At 65.3% G+C, this 17,391-nt stretch carries 13 protein-coding genes; 10 read left to right on the top strand and 3 right to left on the bottom strand.

Annotation, left to right across the window (positions count from 1 at the left end):
• Nucleotides 1-34: 34 nt before the first annotated feature.
• A complete protein-coding gene (gene prsT / locus N4G63_RS21075) occupies nucleotides 35-2,848 on the bottom strand; it encodes an XrtA/PEP-CTERM system TPR-repeat protein PrsT (RefSeq protein WP_314600166.1) in 2,814 nt (937 codons plus the stop codon).
• A 476-nt stretch (nucleotides 2,849-3,324) separates the two neighbouring features.
• Here prsT and N4G63_RS21070 point away from each other — a divergent pair, with 476 nt between their 5' ends.
• Nucleotides 3,325-4,173 carry a PEP-CTERM sorting domain-containing protein gene (locus tag N4G63_RS21070; protein ID WP_260786930.1) on the top strand — a complete coding sequence of 283 codons (849 nt, stop codon included), beginning with the start codon at nucleotides 3,325-3,327 and terminating at the stop codon, nucleotides 4,171-4,173.
• A gap of 84 nt (nucleotides 4,174-4,257) precedes the next feature.
• Here N4G63_RS21070 and N4G63_RS21065 read toward each other — a convergent pair whose 3' ends face one another.
• Both N4G63_RS21065 and N4G63_RS21060 read right to left on the bottom strand, forming a co-directional pair.
• Nucleotides 4,258-5,328, bottom strand: coding sequence for a nitroreductase family protein (locus tag N4G63_RS21065; RefSeq protein ID WP_260786931.1), 1,071 nt, complete (start codon nucleotides 5,326-5,328; stop codon nucleotides 4,258-4,260).
• Nucleotides 5,325-6,209: a ThiF family adenylyltransferase gene (locus N4G63_RS21060; protein WP_314600165.1), complete on the bottom strand. Its 885-nt coding sequence runs from the start codon at nucleotides 6,207-6,209 to the stop codon at nucleotides 5,325-5,327. The genes N4G63_RS21065 and N4G63_RS21060 overlap by 4 nt, the downstream gene beginning before the upstream one ends.
• 324 nt (nucleotides 6,210-6,533) lie before the next feature.
• Between N4G63_RS21060 and N4G63_RS21055 the strand changes: the two genes are divergently transcribed.
• From N4G63_RS21055 to xrtA, 9 genes are all read left to right on the top strand, one after another.
• Nucleotides 6,534-7,145, top strand: a complete 612-nt coding sequence (locus N4G63_RS21055) for an XrtA/PEP-CTERM system exopolysaccharide export protein (RefSeq protein WP_443112090.1) — start codon at nucleotides 6,534-6,536, stop codon at nucleotides 7,143-7,145.
• 50 nt (nucleotides 7,146-7,195) lie between these two features.
• The gene (locus tag N4G63_RS21050; RefSeq protein WP_260786933.1) at nucleotides 7,196-8,797 is read left to right on the top strand and encodes an XrtA system polysaccharide chain length determinant; all 1,602 of its coding nucleotides are present in this window, start codon (nucleotides 7,196-7,198) and stop codon (nucleotides 8,795-8,797) included.
• Nucleotides 8,798-8,801: 4 nt separating this feature from the next.
• Nucleotides 8,802-9,806, top strand: coding sequence for an XrtA-associated tyrosine autokinase (locus N4G63_RS21045; RefSeq protein WP_260786934.1), 1,005 nt, complete (start codon nucleotides 8,802-8,804; stop codon nucleotides 9,804-9,806).
• Complete coding sequence (locus tag N4G63_RS21040) at nucleotides 9,787-11,328, top strand: TIGR03016 family PEP-CTERM system-associated outer membrane protein (protein ID WP_260786935.1); 1,542 nt, start codon at nucleotides 9,787-9,789, stop codon at nucleotides 11,326-11,328. The genes N4G63_RS21045 and N4G63_RS21040 overlap by 20 nt, the downstream gene beginning before the upstream one ends.
• Before the next feature lie 3 nt (nucleotides 11,329-11,331).
• A complete protein-coding gene (locus tag N4G63_RS21035) occupies nucleotides 11,332-12,459 on the top strand; it encodes an XrtA/PEP-CTERM system-associated ATPase (protein WP_314600164.1) in 1,128 nt (375 codons plus the stop codon).
• A gap of 101 nt (nucleotides 12,460-12,560) precedes the next feature.
• Entirely contained in the window at nucleotides 12,561-13,457 is an 897-nt protein-coding gene (locus N4G63_RS21030; RefSeq protein ID WP_260786937.1) for an XrtA system polysaccharide deacetylase, read from the top strand.
• On the top strand, nucleotides 13,454-14,518 hold the full coding sequence (locus N4G63_RS21025) for a FemAB family XrtA/PEP-CTERM system-associated protein (RefSeq protein WP_314600163.1): 1,065 nt from the start codon (nucleotides 13,454-13,456) through the stop codon (nucleotides 14,516-14,518). The genes N4G63_RS21030 and N4G63_RS21025 overlap by 4 nt, the downstream gene beginning before the upstream one ends.
• A gap of 22 nt (nucleotides 14,519-14,540) precedes the next feature.
• Nucleotides 14,541-15,779, top strand: a complete 1,239-nt coding sequence (locus N4G63_RS21020; protein ID WP_260786938.1) for a TIGR03087 family PEP-CTERM/XrtA system glycosyltransferase — start codon at nucleotides 14,541-14,543, stop codon at nucleotides 15,777-15,779.
• Nucleotides 15,776-17,338: an exosortase A gene (xrtA, locus tag N4G63_RS21015; protein WP_314600162.1), complete on the top strand. Its 1,563-nt coding sequence runs from the start codon at nucleotides 15,776-15,778 to the stop codon at nucleotides 17,336-17,338. The genes N4G63_RS21020 and xrtA overlap by 4 nt, the downstream gene beginning before the upstream one ends.
• The last annotated feature ends 53 nt before the right edge of the window (nucleotides 17,339-17,391 follow it).

The following is a 17,391-nucleotide window of genomic DNA, read 5'->3' as shown; positions in this document are numbered from 1 at the left end:
ATCTGGAAAAATATGCAACAGTCCGGAATACTTGCTAGTTTGCGCGCCTTCTGAAATCCGCAATGGTTCTGGCGACCTCAGGATTCGGCTTCAGTTTCTCTGCGTCAGACAGGGCGGCCTCGGCTTCGGCTCTCTTTCCTGCTTTCAGTAGTACTTGAGCAAGCGTCACATGATACCCAGCCACATCTGGCGCAGTTGAGATTGCTAGCCTTGCCGATTCGACGGCCTTCCCCAGTTGGCCCTCTGACGCTTGTGCCAACGCCAGTGTGTCAAGTAGGGCGGCTGCGTCTGGTGACTGTTTCAATGCTTGTTCAGCCAGAGCGACGGCGCCGGTCTTGTTCAACTTTACCCTTAGCCAGGCTAGATTGTTGAGCGCCGACGGTGAGTTGGGTGCCAGGCGATTGACGTCGGAAAAATACTTCTCTGCAAGTGGCCATTGCTCGCCTTGTAGTGCGACAGTCCCGAGGAAAAATCTAAAGTTGGCATCCTGCGGGTGCTTTTGCAGCCACTCGTCAGCGAAGCCCTGAGCGATCTTGTCACTCTTTGTTAACTTGAGCAGGGCAAATATTCTAGATGGAAGGGCTAAGGGGTGTTTCCGATCAAGCCCACCGCGATAGGCCGACAATGCAGCATCGTTCTTTCCCAAGCGCAAAAGGATGTCGCCCTCCAGGATATGTCCAAGGCCATCATCCGGCCGGTCCTTCTGCACTGACTTGGCGGCTTTTATTGCCAACTCTGGGCGCTTCTCCTTCATCCCAAGGGATACCAGTCCCCTATTGGCCTCGAGACTGTCGGGGTCCAGCTCTAGCGCTTTGCGAAAGCTTGCTTCAGCTTTGCTGGCTCGCCCGGCAACTGCCTCGGCTTGAGCCAACTGCACATGGCCTTTGGGGTTGCTAGGCGCTTGGGTGATCAACTTTTGAAAGGTGGCTAGTGCTTGATTGACATCGCCAGACATCATTTGTGCGTTGCCAAGCATGGACAAAACACCAAGATCTGCAGGTAGCGCCGCGTTGGCGGCTTGGGCGGCCTCCAAAAACGCCTTGGTCTCGTTGCGCCGTAGATGGTGGGCCATCAGTGCCTTACGGGCTGTGGCGTCTGCTGGGCTGCCAGCAACTGCATCAGCAAGTGTCTTTTGGACATTCGCAGGGGCGGCATTTCTGCGTTGCTGAAGTTCAGCCAGTACCATGCTGGCGCCAACGGCGCGTGGTTCTTTCTTCAGGAACTCCGTCAATCTTGTTTCGGCTTGATGATATTTGCCCTCGATCCGATCCAGTGAGACCAGAGCCAAGAGGGCCGGGAGTAATTTGCTATCCTTTGTTAAGGCTGATTCAAACTGTTGACGCGCGGCGACCAGGTCGCGCTTCATCATGGAAACTTGACCTAGCAACAAAATTGGCTGAAGACTGTCTGAGGCCTTGGATCGAAGCTTTTCGATGGATTTCGTGGCGCCGTCGAAGTCTCTTCTTTGTAGCTGCGCCGATATCAAAGCCATGTCGGCAACTGTATCCTTAGAGCTGTCTGCGGTGCTTTGCAGAAGGGCAAGGGCTGCTTCGGGATCGCTTCGCATCTTGGTAAGTGCGAGTTGGGTTTTTGTGCCAGCGTCCTCCGGGGCTATTGCAAGCGCTTGAACATATAATTTTTCCGCTTTTCCTGTGCGGCCACTGGCGAGATGCGCATTTGCTGCCAAGCTGAGAATATCGCGGTCAGTAACGGCGCCTTGCAGAAGTGGTTCAAGCGCTTCCAGCGCCCTTTCGGGTGAGCCGGCCTTGAGTTGAGCCCGAGCAAGTGCCTTGCGATGCGCCGCTGATTGCGGTGATTGATAGACCGCCCGCTGGAGTTGTGTTACGGCACTGACAATGTTGCCAAGTTCGAGGTCTACCACACCTGATAGCGCGATTACCTCGACGTTGCTGACGCCGGCGCGCATCAGTGCCTGCAGGAGATCGCGTGCACGTTGAAAGTCCTTTGCATGAGCTGCGAGCGCAGCCGAAGCAAATACAGTTTGGGGGTGCTTTGGAAGTGCCTTTGACATGGCCTTTAGCGCTGCCGAAGCTCCGGCGCTATCCCTCTCCAGCAATGTCAATTGAATCAGATTGCTATGTGCCAACGCATTCGTCGGTTGGTGCGCGACCACCTTTTCGTAAGCCGCTTTTGCTTCGCCAATATTGCGCTTGCCGTAAAGCAGTAAGTCTGCCCTGGTCATCCAAAGTTCGGGCCGCTCACTGGCGCCTGGAAGAGTTGCTGCAACATCCAAGTACTTGAATGCTCGTTCCAGATCGCCGGAGCTGGCAAAGATTCGCGCCGCAAGCGCGCTCGCACGTGGATGCCCTGGGTGTACATTCAAGGCGTTCTCAACCAATGCCAAAGCCTTGGCTTTTTGCCCAAGGCGGAGTTGGGACAACGCGATCCAGCTGGTGAGTTCGGCTTGCGAAGATTTATCCTGCAATTTGGTGTCGCTATAGGTCTCGATTGCTAGCGCAAATTGTTGCTTCTCGACCAAGGCGCGAACGAGGCCGGGTGCTGTCGCTTCTGTGGCGGCGCCGGCCTCCGAGGCCTTCTTGAATTCAATGCTCGCGCCATCCGGGTCGCCGGAGTCCAAGAGAATATTGGCCAATTTCAGGCGTGTGGCTGGGTCGCTGGGATGCGCCTGCAGTTCTTCGCGCAATATTGACATTGCCAATTGCGGATTGCCCTGCTTCAGGGCCTGCAGTGCCTGTTCTGCTTTGGCGTGCTTGTCTTCCCCGCTGCATGCGGCGAGAGTGCAGGCCACGGCAACAATGCACAGAATCTTGGTGCGCCCTGGCCCGGCGAATTTGCGGCGTGCAACTGACTTCACGACCTCTCCCATCGATAGGCTGCACTTGGCAGCCAAAACTTTGACTCAGTCGACAGGATAAGGGCAATTTGAGGCGTGCGATGGGCGAGCTCGTCTGGGCTGGGCTGATGTCGCTACAACGTGAGAACCGGAGGGCGATCGCGCGTCTGCCGCCAAACTGCCCTCCGCCTGGCGGTGTGCCTGCATGGCGAAGTCCTTGGCGGCAGGTGTGTTCTGTCTCAATGCGTGAAGCCGTTCGTTTGGCGACCTGGGACGAGCGGGTGTGCGTGCGGATGGCGTGTGCTCCGGCAGTCGCGCGGCCTTCGTCCCGCATGGAGCCGTCGCACAGGAAGGCGTGTCGATTTGCTTGACAGTCGACTCGGTCACTTGTTGGATGCGCGCCGTAAGCTATTGATAAAAAAAGGAAAAACTGGTTTGGCACGATCCTGGCTAGCACAGAGTAGCGGCGGTCAGACGCTGTCGATGTTTAACACCTCAAGGGGATCAGCATGATCAAGTTCTTCACGAAGTCGGCTATCGCGCTGGCGCTGGCTGCTTCTGGCACCGCTTTCGCGGCGCCTACCACCATCGATCTGTTCTCAGTCGATCAGTACGTGTCCGTCGATCGTAATCAGACCTGCGTCGGCATTGGCTTGTGCGCAGCGCGTATGCCCACTGGATCCAACTTCGCGGGTAGCGTCTCGAGCAGCGCCGTTGACGCAGCGATTCCTTCTTCGATCATCGGCACCGAGCGGGATGTTGCGATCACCCAGGCGTCGGGTCTGACTGCCATCAATGGCGCCGAGGCCTTCGTTGATTCGGGCCTCTTCACTATCAACAACGACACCGGTGTGATCAGCACGGTTATCGTTCAGTGGGACGGTGCAGACAATTCGGGTTCGCTCGACACGAATGGTCTGGGTGGCGTCGATTTGCTCAACGGCACCGGCGACGCTTTGAACTCTTATTTCAGTGTTGACGTCGAAAGCGCCGATCACGGCTTCAACTTCACGATCGATATCTACGACATGAGCGGAGCTCATTCGTTTATCACGCTGATCAGCAATGCACATCCGGTTCCGGCGACCACGAGCATCTCGTTGGATGCTTTCGTTTTCCCCGGTACGTGCGCGGCGCTCGTTATGAGTGGGTTTGGAACGGCTGAGTGCTCGATCGATCCTCTCTTGAATCTTGAGGATGTTGGCGCGATCCAGGTCAAGTTTGTGGGCACGCAGGCCGCTCTCGACATGTCTCTTGACCAACTGACGACCACGGTTCCCGAGCCGGGTGCTTTGGCGCTGGTTGGTGCAGCACTCGCCGGTGTGGGTTTCGCCTCGCGTCGTCGCAAGGCTGCCTAAATCTGTAGTTAGTTGACTGTTGGTCGGTCGCTCTAGGTGATCGGCGCCACATGCGAAAAAGGGCGAGGTACTTCTCGCCCTTTTTTATTTTGTCAACGCAAATGGCGACAAGCGCTCGGACCTGGATTTTGGGTTTATCGCTCGGCCTATTCTTGCTAGCCATACTGCGTTCTTTGCATCTTGTCCAAGCGCGCGATGCAGCAAATTAATTCGCTTGGCGGAAATGTCGGCGTCGAAATTTTGCTCGCTGAACTGTCTGCCTTGCTGTGCGTATCTATAGAAAATCAGTGGGGTCATCTCCGGTTGGCTTTGAAGCTTGGAGCGGGTAGCGCTTAGCCACAATCGTTGTACGGCATGTCCAACATTGACATAGTCGTCCAATGTGACTGGAGCTGTACTTGCCACAATCGCGACGTGAGCCGCACAAAGCATCGACGGCACAAAGTCCATCTGCAGTCGCGGTGCCAGCGTGCCGCCCAGCCAGCGGTTCATGAAGCTCACGCGCTTCCAGTCGGCCATGGCCCAGCGCATCAGTTTCAGCGTCATGGCATCAACGCCAAGCGCCTGGTCGGGCACTTTGTCGGCGCTGTAGCGCTGGCCCCAGTCGATGATGGCGCGGTGGACTTCGAAGGCTTCGCGCATCGTCAGCCGCAACTTGGCGTTGGCGAACATCAGGCGAGCCATGCGCCATCGATCGCCAAGGCTTGAGAACCAGCGCAATGTGTAGCCTGCGGGCAGCGCGTCCTGCAGTTGCTGCATCTCATCTGCAGTCAGCGGCCGGGTGCTGTAGGGGCGCCGGTTGACGCTGCGGCGCGGAATGGCGCTCAGCAAGCGGTCCGGCGCCAGCCCCTCGCTATGGCGCAGTCGCACGTCAAAGGTCGGGCGGGTGTCGGGTGCATCCAGCCGACGGGTCACATCGAGTGCCAGCGATTGCTCGGTGGCCGCAATGCGCATCGTTTCGATCATGGCGCCGATGGCGATTTGGCTCGGGTGGCCGTCCAGGTCGTACACGCAGTGGTCGCGGGTGTCGAAGCCGTGGATGACCAGGTGATCGGCAGCAAGTCGTTCAAAGCGCCACGGCTGGGTGTTGTCGCCGCTGGGTGCCCAGCGGGCCAATTCGATCAGGCGGGGAATCGCCGAGTCGGCAATGTTCATGTGTCGGGGCCCTGTGCCTGCTTGTTCATCAGCTGTCGACGGCCGATGGCCAGCGCGATGCGTTGCAGCGGGTTGCGGTGGCCACCCGGTCGCCAGGTCCGTGCTGCGCGCCCGGTGTAGGCGTCAAACTGGGTGCCGCTGGGCGCCAGCCGCACGGTGCCGCGTTGCAGCAGCAGTTTCAAGGCTTCGGTGCCGGCCACGCCGGCACAGATTTGGCAGGCCATGGATGTGGACGGGCCGCGGCGCCGGGCCAGGTCGACTGCCCGTGCGTCAACCAGATAGCCGCGGTGCAGCATGGCGGGTGCCAGGCCCACGGCAAAGCGCAGCGCCTTTTCCACGTCCGGCAAATTGCCCCAGCCAAAGTAATCGTCGAAGCTCATTCCGCCTGGTGCAAACACCAGCAGTGCCGCGCCCATGCCGATCGGTCCGGCGGTGATGGCGGGAATGCCTTTGGCGGCGCAGGCGGCAAACACGTCGCGACGGGCGTCGAACGCGAAGAAGTCCAGCCCGTCGATGTACAGATCGACCCCGTCCAGAAACTGGTCGATGTTCGATCGGTTGATGCCTTGTGGAAACTCGCACAGCTTGATCTCGGGGTTGATGTCGCGGGCTTGTGCCGCCATGACCTCGAGCTTTGGCTTGTCCAGGGTGGACATCATCGCGCCGGCCTGACGGTTGAAGTTGGCCAGGTCGAAGCTGTCGAAATCGGCAATATTGAATGCGCCGATGCCCAAACGGGCCAGGGTGACCAGGTGAACGCCGCCCACGCCGCCCATGCCGGCGATGGCAACGCGCTTGAGCCGAAGAATCTCCTGCTCATGTTCGGCCACCCAGCCGATGTTGCGGGAGAAGGCGTCCGAGTAGGAGAAGTTTCTTGGCATCGGGCAGCGGTGGCCTGTTGGAGGTTTGTCGCCGAAAGAGGCCTTGGCTACTTCGGCAGCATTCGCTGCAGTGCGCAGTCGCAGGCGCTGCAGCGGTGTGCTTGGCGTGAACTATGCGCCCAACAGGCGCGGCAACCCCCCAGTGTGCAATGGATGTGTCCGAAAGCTATGACATCATTGCTGCTTGGGCGGAACGGCCTGGCGACGTCTGGCGTGTGTTCACCACAGGCGGTCGAGTCTGCTGCCTCTGCGGGTTACCGGCAATGCCGCTGGCCCATTGACCTCGTCATCGGGATTCACAACGTGCATACGTCGCTTTACCAACTGGGCAACCGCATTCGACTGGGCATTTTTGCTGGCCTCCTGGCCGCGCTGGCGGGGTGTGCCACCCAGTCGAGCTTCCCTCCTGCGCCGGTGTCCGCCGGTGTTCAAGACTATACCTACATCATTGGCGCCGGTGACAGCGTCAACATCATCGTCTGGCGCAATCCCGAGCTGTCGATGTCGGTGCCGGTGCGGCCCGACGGCAAGATCGCGGCGCCGCTGGTGGAAGAGCTGCCGGCGCAGGGCAAGACCTCCACCGAGCTGGCGCGCGATGTTGAAAAGCAGCTCGGCAAGTACGTGCGTGATCCGGTGGTCACGGTGCTGGTCAACGGCTTCGTCGGCCCCTACAGCGAGCAGATCCGCGTGGTGGGTGAGGCGGCCAAGCCGCAGTTCCTCAGCTACAAGAAGAACATGACGCTGCTCGACGTGATGATCGTCGTGGGCGGCATCACCGACTTCGCCGACGGCAACCGTGCCAGCATCCTGCGCACCAGCGAAGGCAACAAGCAGTACTCGGTGCGCCTGAAGGACCTGCTCAAGCGTGGCGATGTGTCGGCCAACGTCGAGGTCAAGCCCGGTGACATCCTGATCGTTCCTCAGGGCTTGTTCTGAGCGCGTTTCGGCCGATATTGGTTTCTCAGCAGTCTTGACGCCAGGCGACGATGGAAGAGCTCACTAGACAGATCACGACCATCCTGCGCGGGATGTGGAAGCACCGCTGGCCGGCCCTGATCCTGGCCTGGGTGGTCGGCATCGTGGGCACGGTGGTCGTGCTGCGCATTCCCAACAGCTACGAGGCGTCGGCGCGCATCTTCGTCGACACCCAGTCGATCCTGAAGCCGCTGATGTCGGGCCTGGCGGTGCAGCCCAACATCGACCAGCAGGTGTCGATGCTCAGCCGCACGCTGATCAGCCGGCCCAACATCGAGAAGTTGGTGCGCATGGCCGACCTCGATCTGAAGTCGGCCACCAAGGCGCAGCAGGATGCCTTGATCGAAGGCCTGATGAAGACGGTGCAGATCCGCAGCACGGGCCGCGACAACCTGTACACCCTGAGTTATGCCGAGGCCGACAAGGACCGCGCCAAGCGCGTGATCCAGTCGATGGTGTCGATCTTCGTCGAGTCGAGCCTGGGCGCCAGCCGCAAGGACACCGACTCGGCCAAGGTGTTCCTCGACGAGCAGATCAAGACCTACGAGAAGCAGCTCGAAGAGGCGGAGGCGCGACTCAAGGAGTTCCGCATGCGCAACATCGACAACCAGCTCGGTGGCGAGGGCAAGGATGCGGCTGGACGGCTGGGCGAGATCTCGCAGGCTTTGGCCACGGCCAAGCTCGAATTGCGCGAGGCCGAGGATTCGCGCGATGCGGCCAAGCGCCAGATGCAGCTGGCCCAGTCGGGCGGCGAGGCGCCGGCGGCCGCGGCGGCCCAGTCCAGTGCGGCCGAACCGCAGGGCAATTTCTCCACGCCCGAGATCGACGCGCGCCTGGAGGCCCAGCGCCGCAGCCTTGACGGCCTGCTGCAGCGCTACACCGATCTGCACCCGGATGTGGTCAACACCCGCCGCCTGATCAAGGACCTGGAAGACCAGAAGCGCCGCGAGGTGGCCGAACTGCGCAAGGCGGCGGTCGCCGCGCCCGGCACGCCGCAGGGCACCTCGACCGCGGGCTCGGTGATCGCCCAGGAGTTCTCGCGCATGCTGGCCACCAGCGAGGTGCAGGTGGCTGCGCTGAAGGCGCGGGTGGCCGAGTACACCGCGCGCTACAACGCGGCCAAGGGCGGCTTGAAGATCGCGCCGCAGATCGAGGCCGAGGCGGCCCAGCTCAACCGCGACTACGGCATCATCAAGCGCAACTACGAGTCACTGGTCACCCGGCGCCAGTCGGCCACCATGTCGGGCGAGCTCGAGATGGCCTCGGGGGTGGTGGACTTCCGTCTGATCGACCCGCCGCGCGTGTCGCCCAAGCCCGTGTCGCCCAACCGGGTGGCGCTGGTGTCGGTGGTGCTGGCGCTGGCCATGGCGGCCGGCCTGGGCCTGGCCTTTGCGGCCAGCCAGCTGCGGCCGGTGTACATGGACGCGCAGCAGCTGCGCGAAAAGACTGGCCTGCCGCTGCTGGGCGTGGTGGGCATGGTGGTCAACGACGATGTGCGGCGCCGTGATCGCATGGCGAATTTCCGCTTCGCGGCGGGAACGGGCGGCTTGCTTGCCGGCTTCCTGATGGTTCTGGTGACCGTGTCGATTCTGGCGGCTCGGCAGGCGGGGTGACGGCATGAGTAGTCTGATTGAACAGGCCGCGGAGCGACTGGCCAAGATTCGTGCGGCCGGCATCGAGGTGCCGGTCGACGAGGGTCTTCCCGGGCCGGCGGCGGCCACGGCGGCCGCTGTGGCAGCGCCTGTGGCGCCCGCGTCGGCGGCCGATGTGGCCGAGCCGGTGGCGATGGCCGCGCAGGATCTGCCAGCCAGTGCGGTGTCTCGCCTGGTCGAGCTGGACCTGGTCAAGCTCGCCAGCGACAACCTGCTGGTGCCCAACCTGCCGCGCAGCAATCTGGCCGACCAGTTCCGCGTGATCAAGCGGCCGCTGCTGGCCAATGTGTCGGGCAAGGGCGCTGGCGCGGTGCGCCATGGCAACCTGATCATGGTCACCAGCGCGTTGCCGGGCGAGGGCAAGAGCTTCACGGCGATCAACCTCGCGCTGAGCATCGCGGCCGAGCTGGATCACACCGTGATGCTGGTGGATGCCGACGTGGCGAGGCCGTCGGTGCTGCGCAAACTGAACCTGCCGCCGGCGCCAGGCCTGCTGGACTTGCTGGAAGGCAAGGCCGAGATGCAGGACGTGCTGCTGCGCACCAACGTCGACAAGTTCACGTTGCTGCCCAGCGGCCAGCCGCATCCCAAGGCCACCGAGCTGCTGGCCAGCGATGCCATGCGCCAGCTGCTGGATGCGATGGCCTCGCGCTACCCCGACCGGATCATCATCTTTGATTCGCCGCCCCTGTTGCTCACCACCGAGTCGCGCGTGCTGGCCAGCCAGATGGGCCAGGTGGTGATGGTGGTGCATGCCGGCAAGACCTTGCAGGCCGATGTGCAGCATGCGCTGGCCACGATCGAGGTCTGCCCGATCCGCCTGATGCTGTTGAACCAGGCGCAGTCGACGATGGGTGGCGGCTACGGCTACGGCCACCGCTATGGTTATGGCTACGGATACGGCTATGGGGCCGACGCCGCAGCCCCCGCCGGCGCACAGGGGCAGGACGGTGCCGCTGAACCGCGCTGAGCCCCCGGGCCTGGCGCTGCGCAACACCGGGTACTGGGCCTCGGTGGCCTGCGTGCTGGCCGCCATGGGCTTGCCGTCGCTGGCGGTGGCGCAAAGCAACGGCGTGCTGCAGCCGAACGCCGCGGTCTCGGTCACCGCCACCGACAACGTCAATGGCGGCCCCGATACCAAGTCGGCCGACATCCTCACCCGCCTGTCGGCCGGGGTGGGCTACTCCAGCCGCTCGGGTCTGCTGGTGGGCCGGGCCAACTATGCGATTTCGCAGCTGCTGTATGCCCGCACCGACGAGCGCAATGCCCTGCAGCATTCGCTGCTGGCCAATCTGTCGGCCGAGGTGTTGCCCTCGCGCGGCTTCGTCGACCTGACGGCCTCGGTCGCGCAATCGGCCAAGTCGGCCTTCGGCACCCAGCCCACCAACGACGGGCGCGAGTCGGACAACATCACCGAGCTGGCCTCGGTTGGCGTGGCGCCGCGGCTGTCGGGCCTGCTCTTCGGCCAGGTGGCCTACTCGCTCAGCGGCGCCTACCGCATCACCGACGCGTCGGGCACCACGAGCGGGGACACCACGCTGCGCTCGGCCGCCTTGGTCCTGAGCCCGGCCTCGGCCGGGCGGCTGAGCTGGAACGTCGGCTTCAACCACCAGTTGACCAGCTACAAGGCCGGCAGAAGCACCGAGACCGACAGCGTCAACGTGGGCGCCGGCTGGCAGGTGCCCGAGGCCGATCTGAGCCTGCGGGCGAGCACCGGTCGCGAGGTGGGTGATCTGGCCTCGTCGTCGGGACGCGGCGGGGGCACCTGGTCGGCCGGTGCGACCTGGGTGCCGTCGCCCCGGACTTCGGTGGATGCCACCTTCGGCGAGCGTCCGAGCGGCAACACCTACCAGCTGGGTTTGTCGTACCGCACGCCGCTGACCGTCTGGCGCGTGGCGGCCAGCCGCAACCTGTCGTCGACGCTGGCCTTGTCGAGCCTCACGCTGGGCACCAACTACGACCTGTACTTCGCGCTGTTCGCGGCCTCCGAGCCCGATCCGGTCAAGCGCGACGTGCTGGTCGAGAACTACCTGCGGGCCAACGGCATCCCGCGTGATGGCCTGGTGCGCGGCAGCTTCCTGAGCTCGGCACAGACCCTCGACGAGCGCCTCGAGCTGTCGTCGGCCTGGCGCCATGCCCGGTCGTCGGTCACCGTGTCGCTCAGCCGCAACCTGTCGCGGCGCGTCGGTGGTGCCGTACAGGCCACCGGCGACCTGGCCCAGTCGAGCCAGGTGCGCATGAACAACGTGTCACTGAACCTGTCGCATCAGCTCGCCCCCGACCTGAGCACCAACCTGGGTCTGGGTGCCAACCAGTCCCGTGGCGATTTGTCCACCCAGTCCAGCCGTGCGCGCTTTGTCACGTACCGCCTGGGTGGTTCGCTGTCGCCGCGCACGTCGTGGTCGGTTTCCGCGCGGCGCAGTCTCAATGAGACCGGCGCCCGCTCGTACTCGGAGAGTTCGCTCACCGGGACCTACAGCATGCAGTTCTGAGCCATGTACGAAGCGTTTTACGGGCTCACCAACAAGCCCTTCCAGCTCAACCCCGACCCGACTTTCTACTTCGGTAGCAAGCAGCACCGGCGTGCCAAGGCCTACCTCGACTACGGCGTGTCGCGCAACGAGGGCTTCATCGTCATCACCGGCGAGATCGGTGCCGGCAAGACCACGCTGCTGCGCACGCTGATCGACAGCCTGCACGGCAGCAATGTGGTGGTGGGCCATCTGGTCACCACCCAGCTCGGCGCAGAGGACACGCTGCGCATGGTGGGCGCCTCGTTCGGCTTCAAGGTCAAGGACGTGCCCAAGAGCGAGCTGCTGATCACGCTCGAGGCCTTCTTGATCAGCCAGACGAGCAAGGGCAAGCGCTGCCTGCTGATCGTCGACGAGGCGCAGAACCTCACGCCGCGCGCGGTCGAAGAGCTGCGCATGCTGTCGAACTTCCAGTTCGGCAACCAGGCGCTGATGCAGAGCTTTCTGGTCGGCCAGCCCGAGTTTCGCGAGATCCTGCAGCGGCCCGAGATGGAGCAGTTCCGCCAGCGCGTGGCGGCCACCTGCCACATCGGGCCGATGGACCAGGAGGAAACCCAGCACTACATCGAGCACCGCCTCAAATGCGCCGGCTCGTCGGGCAAGCCCAGCTTCGCGCCCGGCGCGCACGAGTCGATCTACAAGGCCTCGGGCGGTATTCCGCGGCGCATCAACTCGCTGTGCGACCGCCTGCTGCTGGCCGGATTTCTGGGCGGCAAGACCCATTTCGAGGGCACCGACGTCGACGAGGTGGTGAAAGAGTTCGCCCAGGAGGCCGAGGTGCCGTCGCGGCCGGCCGTGGCCCAGGCCCAGGTGGGCGAGGGCGCTCGCGGCGACATCAGCGCGCCGATGCCGCTGAGCACCACCACGGCCGCGGCGCTCGATGTGGACCTGAGCAAGTTGCAGCTCGATCCGGCGGCGGCCGACACCATGTCGCGCCAGATCGGCCGGCTGGCCGGCGAAAGCCGGGGCGACCAGCTGCAGCGCATCGAGCGCGGCCTGCTGCGCCTGGAGCGCACCAACATTCAGCTGCTGGCGCTGATCCAGCAACTGGTGGCGGCGGTCAAGAAGCCAGGCGACGAGGGCCCCAAGTAGCCATGCAGCGTGATCTGCGGCGCAGCCTCGGCCCGCGCGCCGCGCACGCCGTCACACCCTTGCGCTAGCCTCGGCGTGCGCCGCCACCGATGTCCCGACCCATGCAGTCCACCCCGATCACCAACGCGCTGACCATCGACGTCGAAGACTACTTCCAGGTCTCGGCGATGGCGCCCTACATCGCGCGCAGCGAGTGGGATACGCGCGAGTGCCGGGTGGAGGCCAATGTCGACCGCATCCTGGCGCTGCTGGCCCAGCGCGGTGTGCGCGCCACCTTCTTCACGCTCGGCTGGATTGCCGAGCGCTACCCGCAACTGGTGCGGCGCATCGTGGCCGGCGGCCACGAGCTGGCCAGCCACGGCTATGGCCACGAGCGCGCCAGCGACCTCAGCCGCGCCCAGTTCAGCGACGACATCGTGCGCGCCCGTGCGCTGCTCGAAGACATCGGTGGCGTCACCGTCACCGGCTACCGCGCCCCCAGCTTCTCGATCGGCCAGGGCAATCTGTGGGCCTTTGACTGCCTGCGCGAGGCCGGCTACCGCTACAGCTCGAGCCTGTTCCCGATCCAGCATGACCACTACGGCATGCCCGATGCGCCGCGTTTTGCCCACAGCGTGCGCCAGGGCCTGCTCGAGGTGCCGGCCACCACCGTGCACCTGGCCGGCCGCAACCTGCCGTGCAGCGGTGGCGGCTGGTTCAGGCTGATGCCCTATGCGCTGTCGCGCTGGATGATCCGCCGCGTCAACGCGGTCGATGGCCAGGCGGCGGTGTTCTACATGCACCCCTGGGAGGTCGATCCCGGCCAGCCGCGGGTGCCGGGCATCGATGCGCGCACGCGCTTTCGCCACTACGTCAACCTCGACAAGGTGCATGGCCGGCTCGATGCGCTGCTGCGCGACTTCCGCTGGGGCCGCATGGACGAGGTCTTCCTGGTCGCCGCCGAAGCGGCTGGCACCCGCGCCGTGCCGCCGGCCCCGGGCCTGCAGAGCGCGGCATGACGCCCGCCGCAGTGAGCACCACCGGGCTGCAGGTGCGCAGCCTGGCGAGCAGCGATGCGGCCACCTCGGCGCGCTGGGATGCCTTTGTGCTGCAGTGCCCGCAGGCGAGCTTTTTTCACCGCGCCGGCTGGCAGCGGGTGATCGAGCGCGTGTTCGGCCACGAGACCCACTTTCTGTATGCCGAGCGCGATGGCCGCATCGCGGGCGTGCTGCCGCTGGCGCGGGTCAAGAGCCTGCTGTTCGGCCATGCGCTCACCGGCCTGCCCTTTGCCGTGTACGGCGGCGTGGCAGCCAGCGACGACGAAGCCGTGGCCGCGCTCGAGGCCCAGGCCCAGGCCATTGCCGAGCGCAGCGGCGTGCAGCATCTCGAGCTGCGCAACGTGCAGCGCCGCCATGACGACTGGCCGCTGCAAGACCTGTACGTCACCTTCCGCAAGCCCATCCTGCCCGACGAAGAGGCCAACATGCTGGCCATTCCGCGCAAGCAGCGGGCCATGGTGCGCAAGGGCATCAAGAACGAGCTGCGCAGCGAGATCGACCCCGGCGTCGAGCGCTTTTTTGCGCTGTATGCCGACAACGTGCACCGCCACGGCACGCCGGCCATGCCCAAGCGCTGGTTCCAGGCGCTGCGCGACGAGTTCGGCGACGACTGCGAATGCCTCACCGTGGTGGCGCCCGACGGCCGGGCCTTGTCGGTGGTGATGAGCTTCTACTTCCGCAACGAGGTGCTGCCCTACTACGCTGGCGACCATGTCGATGCGCGCGACCTGGCGGCCAACGACTTCAAGTACTGGGAGCTGATGCGCCGCGCCTGCGCCCGCGGGCTCGAGCTGTTCGACTACGGCCGCAGCAAGCAGGGCACCGGCCCCTATGCGTTCAAGAAGAACTGGGGCTTCGAGCCCACGCCACTGCACTACGAGTACCGCCTGTACAAGCGCGACAGCGTGCCCCAGAACAACCCCAACAACGCCAAGTACAAGCTGCTGATCGAGACCTGGCGCAAGCTGCCGATCGGCGTGGCCAACTGGCTGGGGCCCTTCATCGTGCGCAGCCTGGGCTGAGCCGCAGGCCGCCCCGTCCACCATGGCCAAGCTGCTGTACCTGGTGCACCGCCTGCCGTACCCGCCCAACAAGGGCGACAAGGTGCGCTCGTACCACCTGCTGCGGCACCTGCTCGAGCAGGGGCACCAGGTGCACCTGGGCACCTTTGTCGACGACCCCGACGATGCCCAGCACCTGCCTGCCCTGCGCGCGCTGTGCGCCAGCCTGTGCGCCGTGCCGCTGGCGCCGCGCGGTGCGCGCCTGCGCAGCCTGGGCGGGCTGGCCACCGGCCAGGCGCTCACGCTGCGCTACTACGCCGATGCCGGCCTGCACCGCTGGGTGCGCGAGACCGTGGCCCGCGAGGGCATCGACGCGGTGGTGGTGTTCTCGTCAGCCATGGCGCCCTATGCCGTGCACGCCCCCGGCCGGCCGCTGCTGCTCGATCTGGTGGATGTGGATTCGGCCAAGTGGACCGAATACGCCGCCAACCACGCCTGGCCGATGTCGTGGATCTATCGCCGCGAAGGCGAACGCCTGCTGGCCTACGAGCGCATGGCGGTGCAGGGTGCCACGCAGTCCTTCCTGGTCACCGACAAGGAAGTGGCGCTGTTCGAGCGTCTGGCGCCCGATTGCGCCGGCCGTGTGGCGGCGGTGGGCAATGGCGTCGATGCGCAAAGCTTCGCGCCGCTCGCCGAGCGCGCCTCACCGTTCACCGCCGACGAGCTGCCGCTGGTGTTCACCGGCGCCATGGACTACTGGCCCAATGTCGACGCGGTGAGCTGGTTCGTGCAGGCCATGCTGCCGGCGCTGCGCCAGCGCTGGCCGGCCCTGCGCCTGCACATCGTCGGCCGCGCGCCCAGCCCGGCGGTGCAGGCGCTGGCCGGTGCGGCGGTGCAGGTCACCGGCACGGTGCCCGACGTGCGGCCCTACCTGCAGCATGCGCGCGCCGTGGTGGCGCCGCTGCGCCTGGCGCGCGGCGTGCAGAACAAGGTGCTCGAGGCCATGGCCATGGCCCGGCCGGTGGTGTGCGCAGCGGCCTGCGCCGAGGCCATCGCCGCCGCCGATGGCCAGCACCTGGCCGCCGCCACCACGCCCGACGACTATGTGCGGCAGATCGACACGCTGCTGCGCGACGCCCCCGCCGCCGAGGCCCTGGGCCAGCGCGCGCGGCATTTCGTGCTGGACCACTACAGCTGGGCAGCGCGTCTGGCGCCGCTCGACCGCATCCTCGAACGCGCGCTGGCCACCGCCCGCAGCGCACCGACCCCGGCCTTCGCATGAACACCGCCACCTTGCCCGCCCTGCGCATCCCGTCCGTCTGGCGCGGGCCCGGCCTGGCCATGCTGGCCTACCTGGCCGCCGTGCTGTGGCTCTACCGCGCCACCGGTCTGGGCATGGTCGAGATCTGGGACCGCTCCGAGACCTTCACCCACGCCTTCGTGGTGCCGCCCATCTCGCTGTGGCTGATCTGGCGCCAGCGTGAGGCGCTGGCCGCGCTGACGCCGCGCGCCCAGCCCTGGATGCTGCTGCCGCTGGCCCTGCTGGCGGCGCTGTGGTGGCTGGCCGACAAGGTGGTGGTCAATGCCGCGGCGCACTTTGCCTTCACCGGCCTGCTGGTGGCCGGCGTGCCGGCGGTGCTGGGCTGGGCGGTGGCGCGGCAGATCCTGTTTCCGCTGGGCTTTCTGTTCTTCGCCGTGCCCTTCGGCGAGTTCATGACGCCGCTGCTGATGGAGATGACGGCCGACTTCACCATCGGCGCGCTGCGGCTGACCGGCATCCCGGTGTTCCGCGAGGGCCAGCAGTTCGTGATCCCGTCGGGCCGCTGGTCGGTGGTGGAAGCCTGCAGCGGCATCCGCTATCTGATGGCCTCGTTCATGGTGGGCACGTTGTTCGCCTACCTCAACTACACCAGCATGCGCCGCCGCCTGCTGTTCGTGGTGGCCTCGCTGCTGACGCCGGTGCTGGCCAACTGGCTGCGCGCCTACATCATCGTGATGCTGGGCCACCTGTCCAACAACAAGATCGCCACCGGCGTGGACCACATCGTCTACGGCTGGGTGTTCTTCGGCATCGTGATCACGGCGCTGTTTTTCATCGGCGCGCGCTGGGCCCAGGCCGAGCAGCCGTTCGACGCCAGCCGCGTCGGCCCGCCGGCCAGCGTGCCGGGCCAGGGCCAGACCTGGCTGGCGGCCCTGCTGTGCATCGCGGCCGTGGCCTGGCCGCTGCTGCTGGCCAAGGCCGGCCCGGGCGCAGCCAGCCCGGCACCAGCCCTGGCGCTGCCCGACACCCTGGGCCCCGGCTGGTCCGCCGACGACAGCCGCCTGACGACCTGGCGGCCGCGCTACGAAGGCGCATCACCCGAACTGCACCGCGGCTACCGCGGGCCGCAGGGCGCGGTGGGCGTGCACCTGATGTACTACCGCGACCAGGCACCCGGTCGCAAGCTGGTGAGCTCGGTCAACATCCTGGTGCACAGCGAGGACGAGGCCTGGAACCAGGTCAGCCAGACCCGCCGCACGGTCAGCGTGCCGGCAGGCGGGCCCGACCGCTGGCTGGCGGCCGATCTGCTGGGCGAGCCGCGTGGCAGCGCCATGGGCAGCAAGCAGGCGCTGAAGCTGCGCCGCGTGTACTGGGTGGGCGGCCGCTGGACGCCCAGCGACTTCGAGGCCAAGCTGTGGGAGGCCTGGCTGCAGCTCAGCGGCCAGCCCGACGACGGCGCCGCACTGATCCTGTCGGCCGACGATCTGCCCGGCGCGCCGGCCGATGCCGTGCTCGACGCCTTCACGAATGCAAACTCCGACGCGCTGCGGCGCCTGCTGATTCAGGCGGGCACACGCTGACCCCACCCGGCTCGGGGAGAATCGCGCCGGAAAACAGCGGATTCATGACGCCC

This window comes from Aquabacterium sp. OR-4 (genome assembly GCF_025290835.2).
GTDB lineage: Bacteria > Pseudomonadota > Gammaproteobacteria > Burkholderiales > Burkholderiaceae_C > Pseudaquabacterium.
This window is presented reverse-complemented; position numbering and strand designations above follow the sequence as displayed.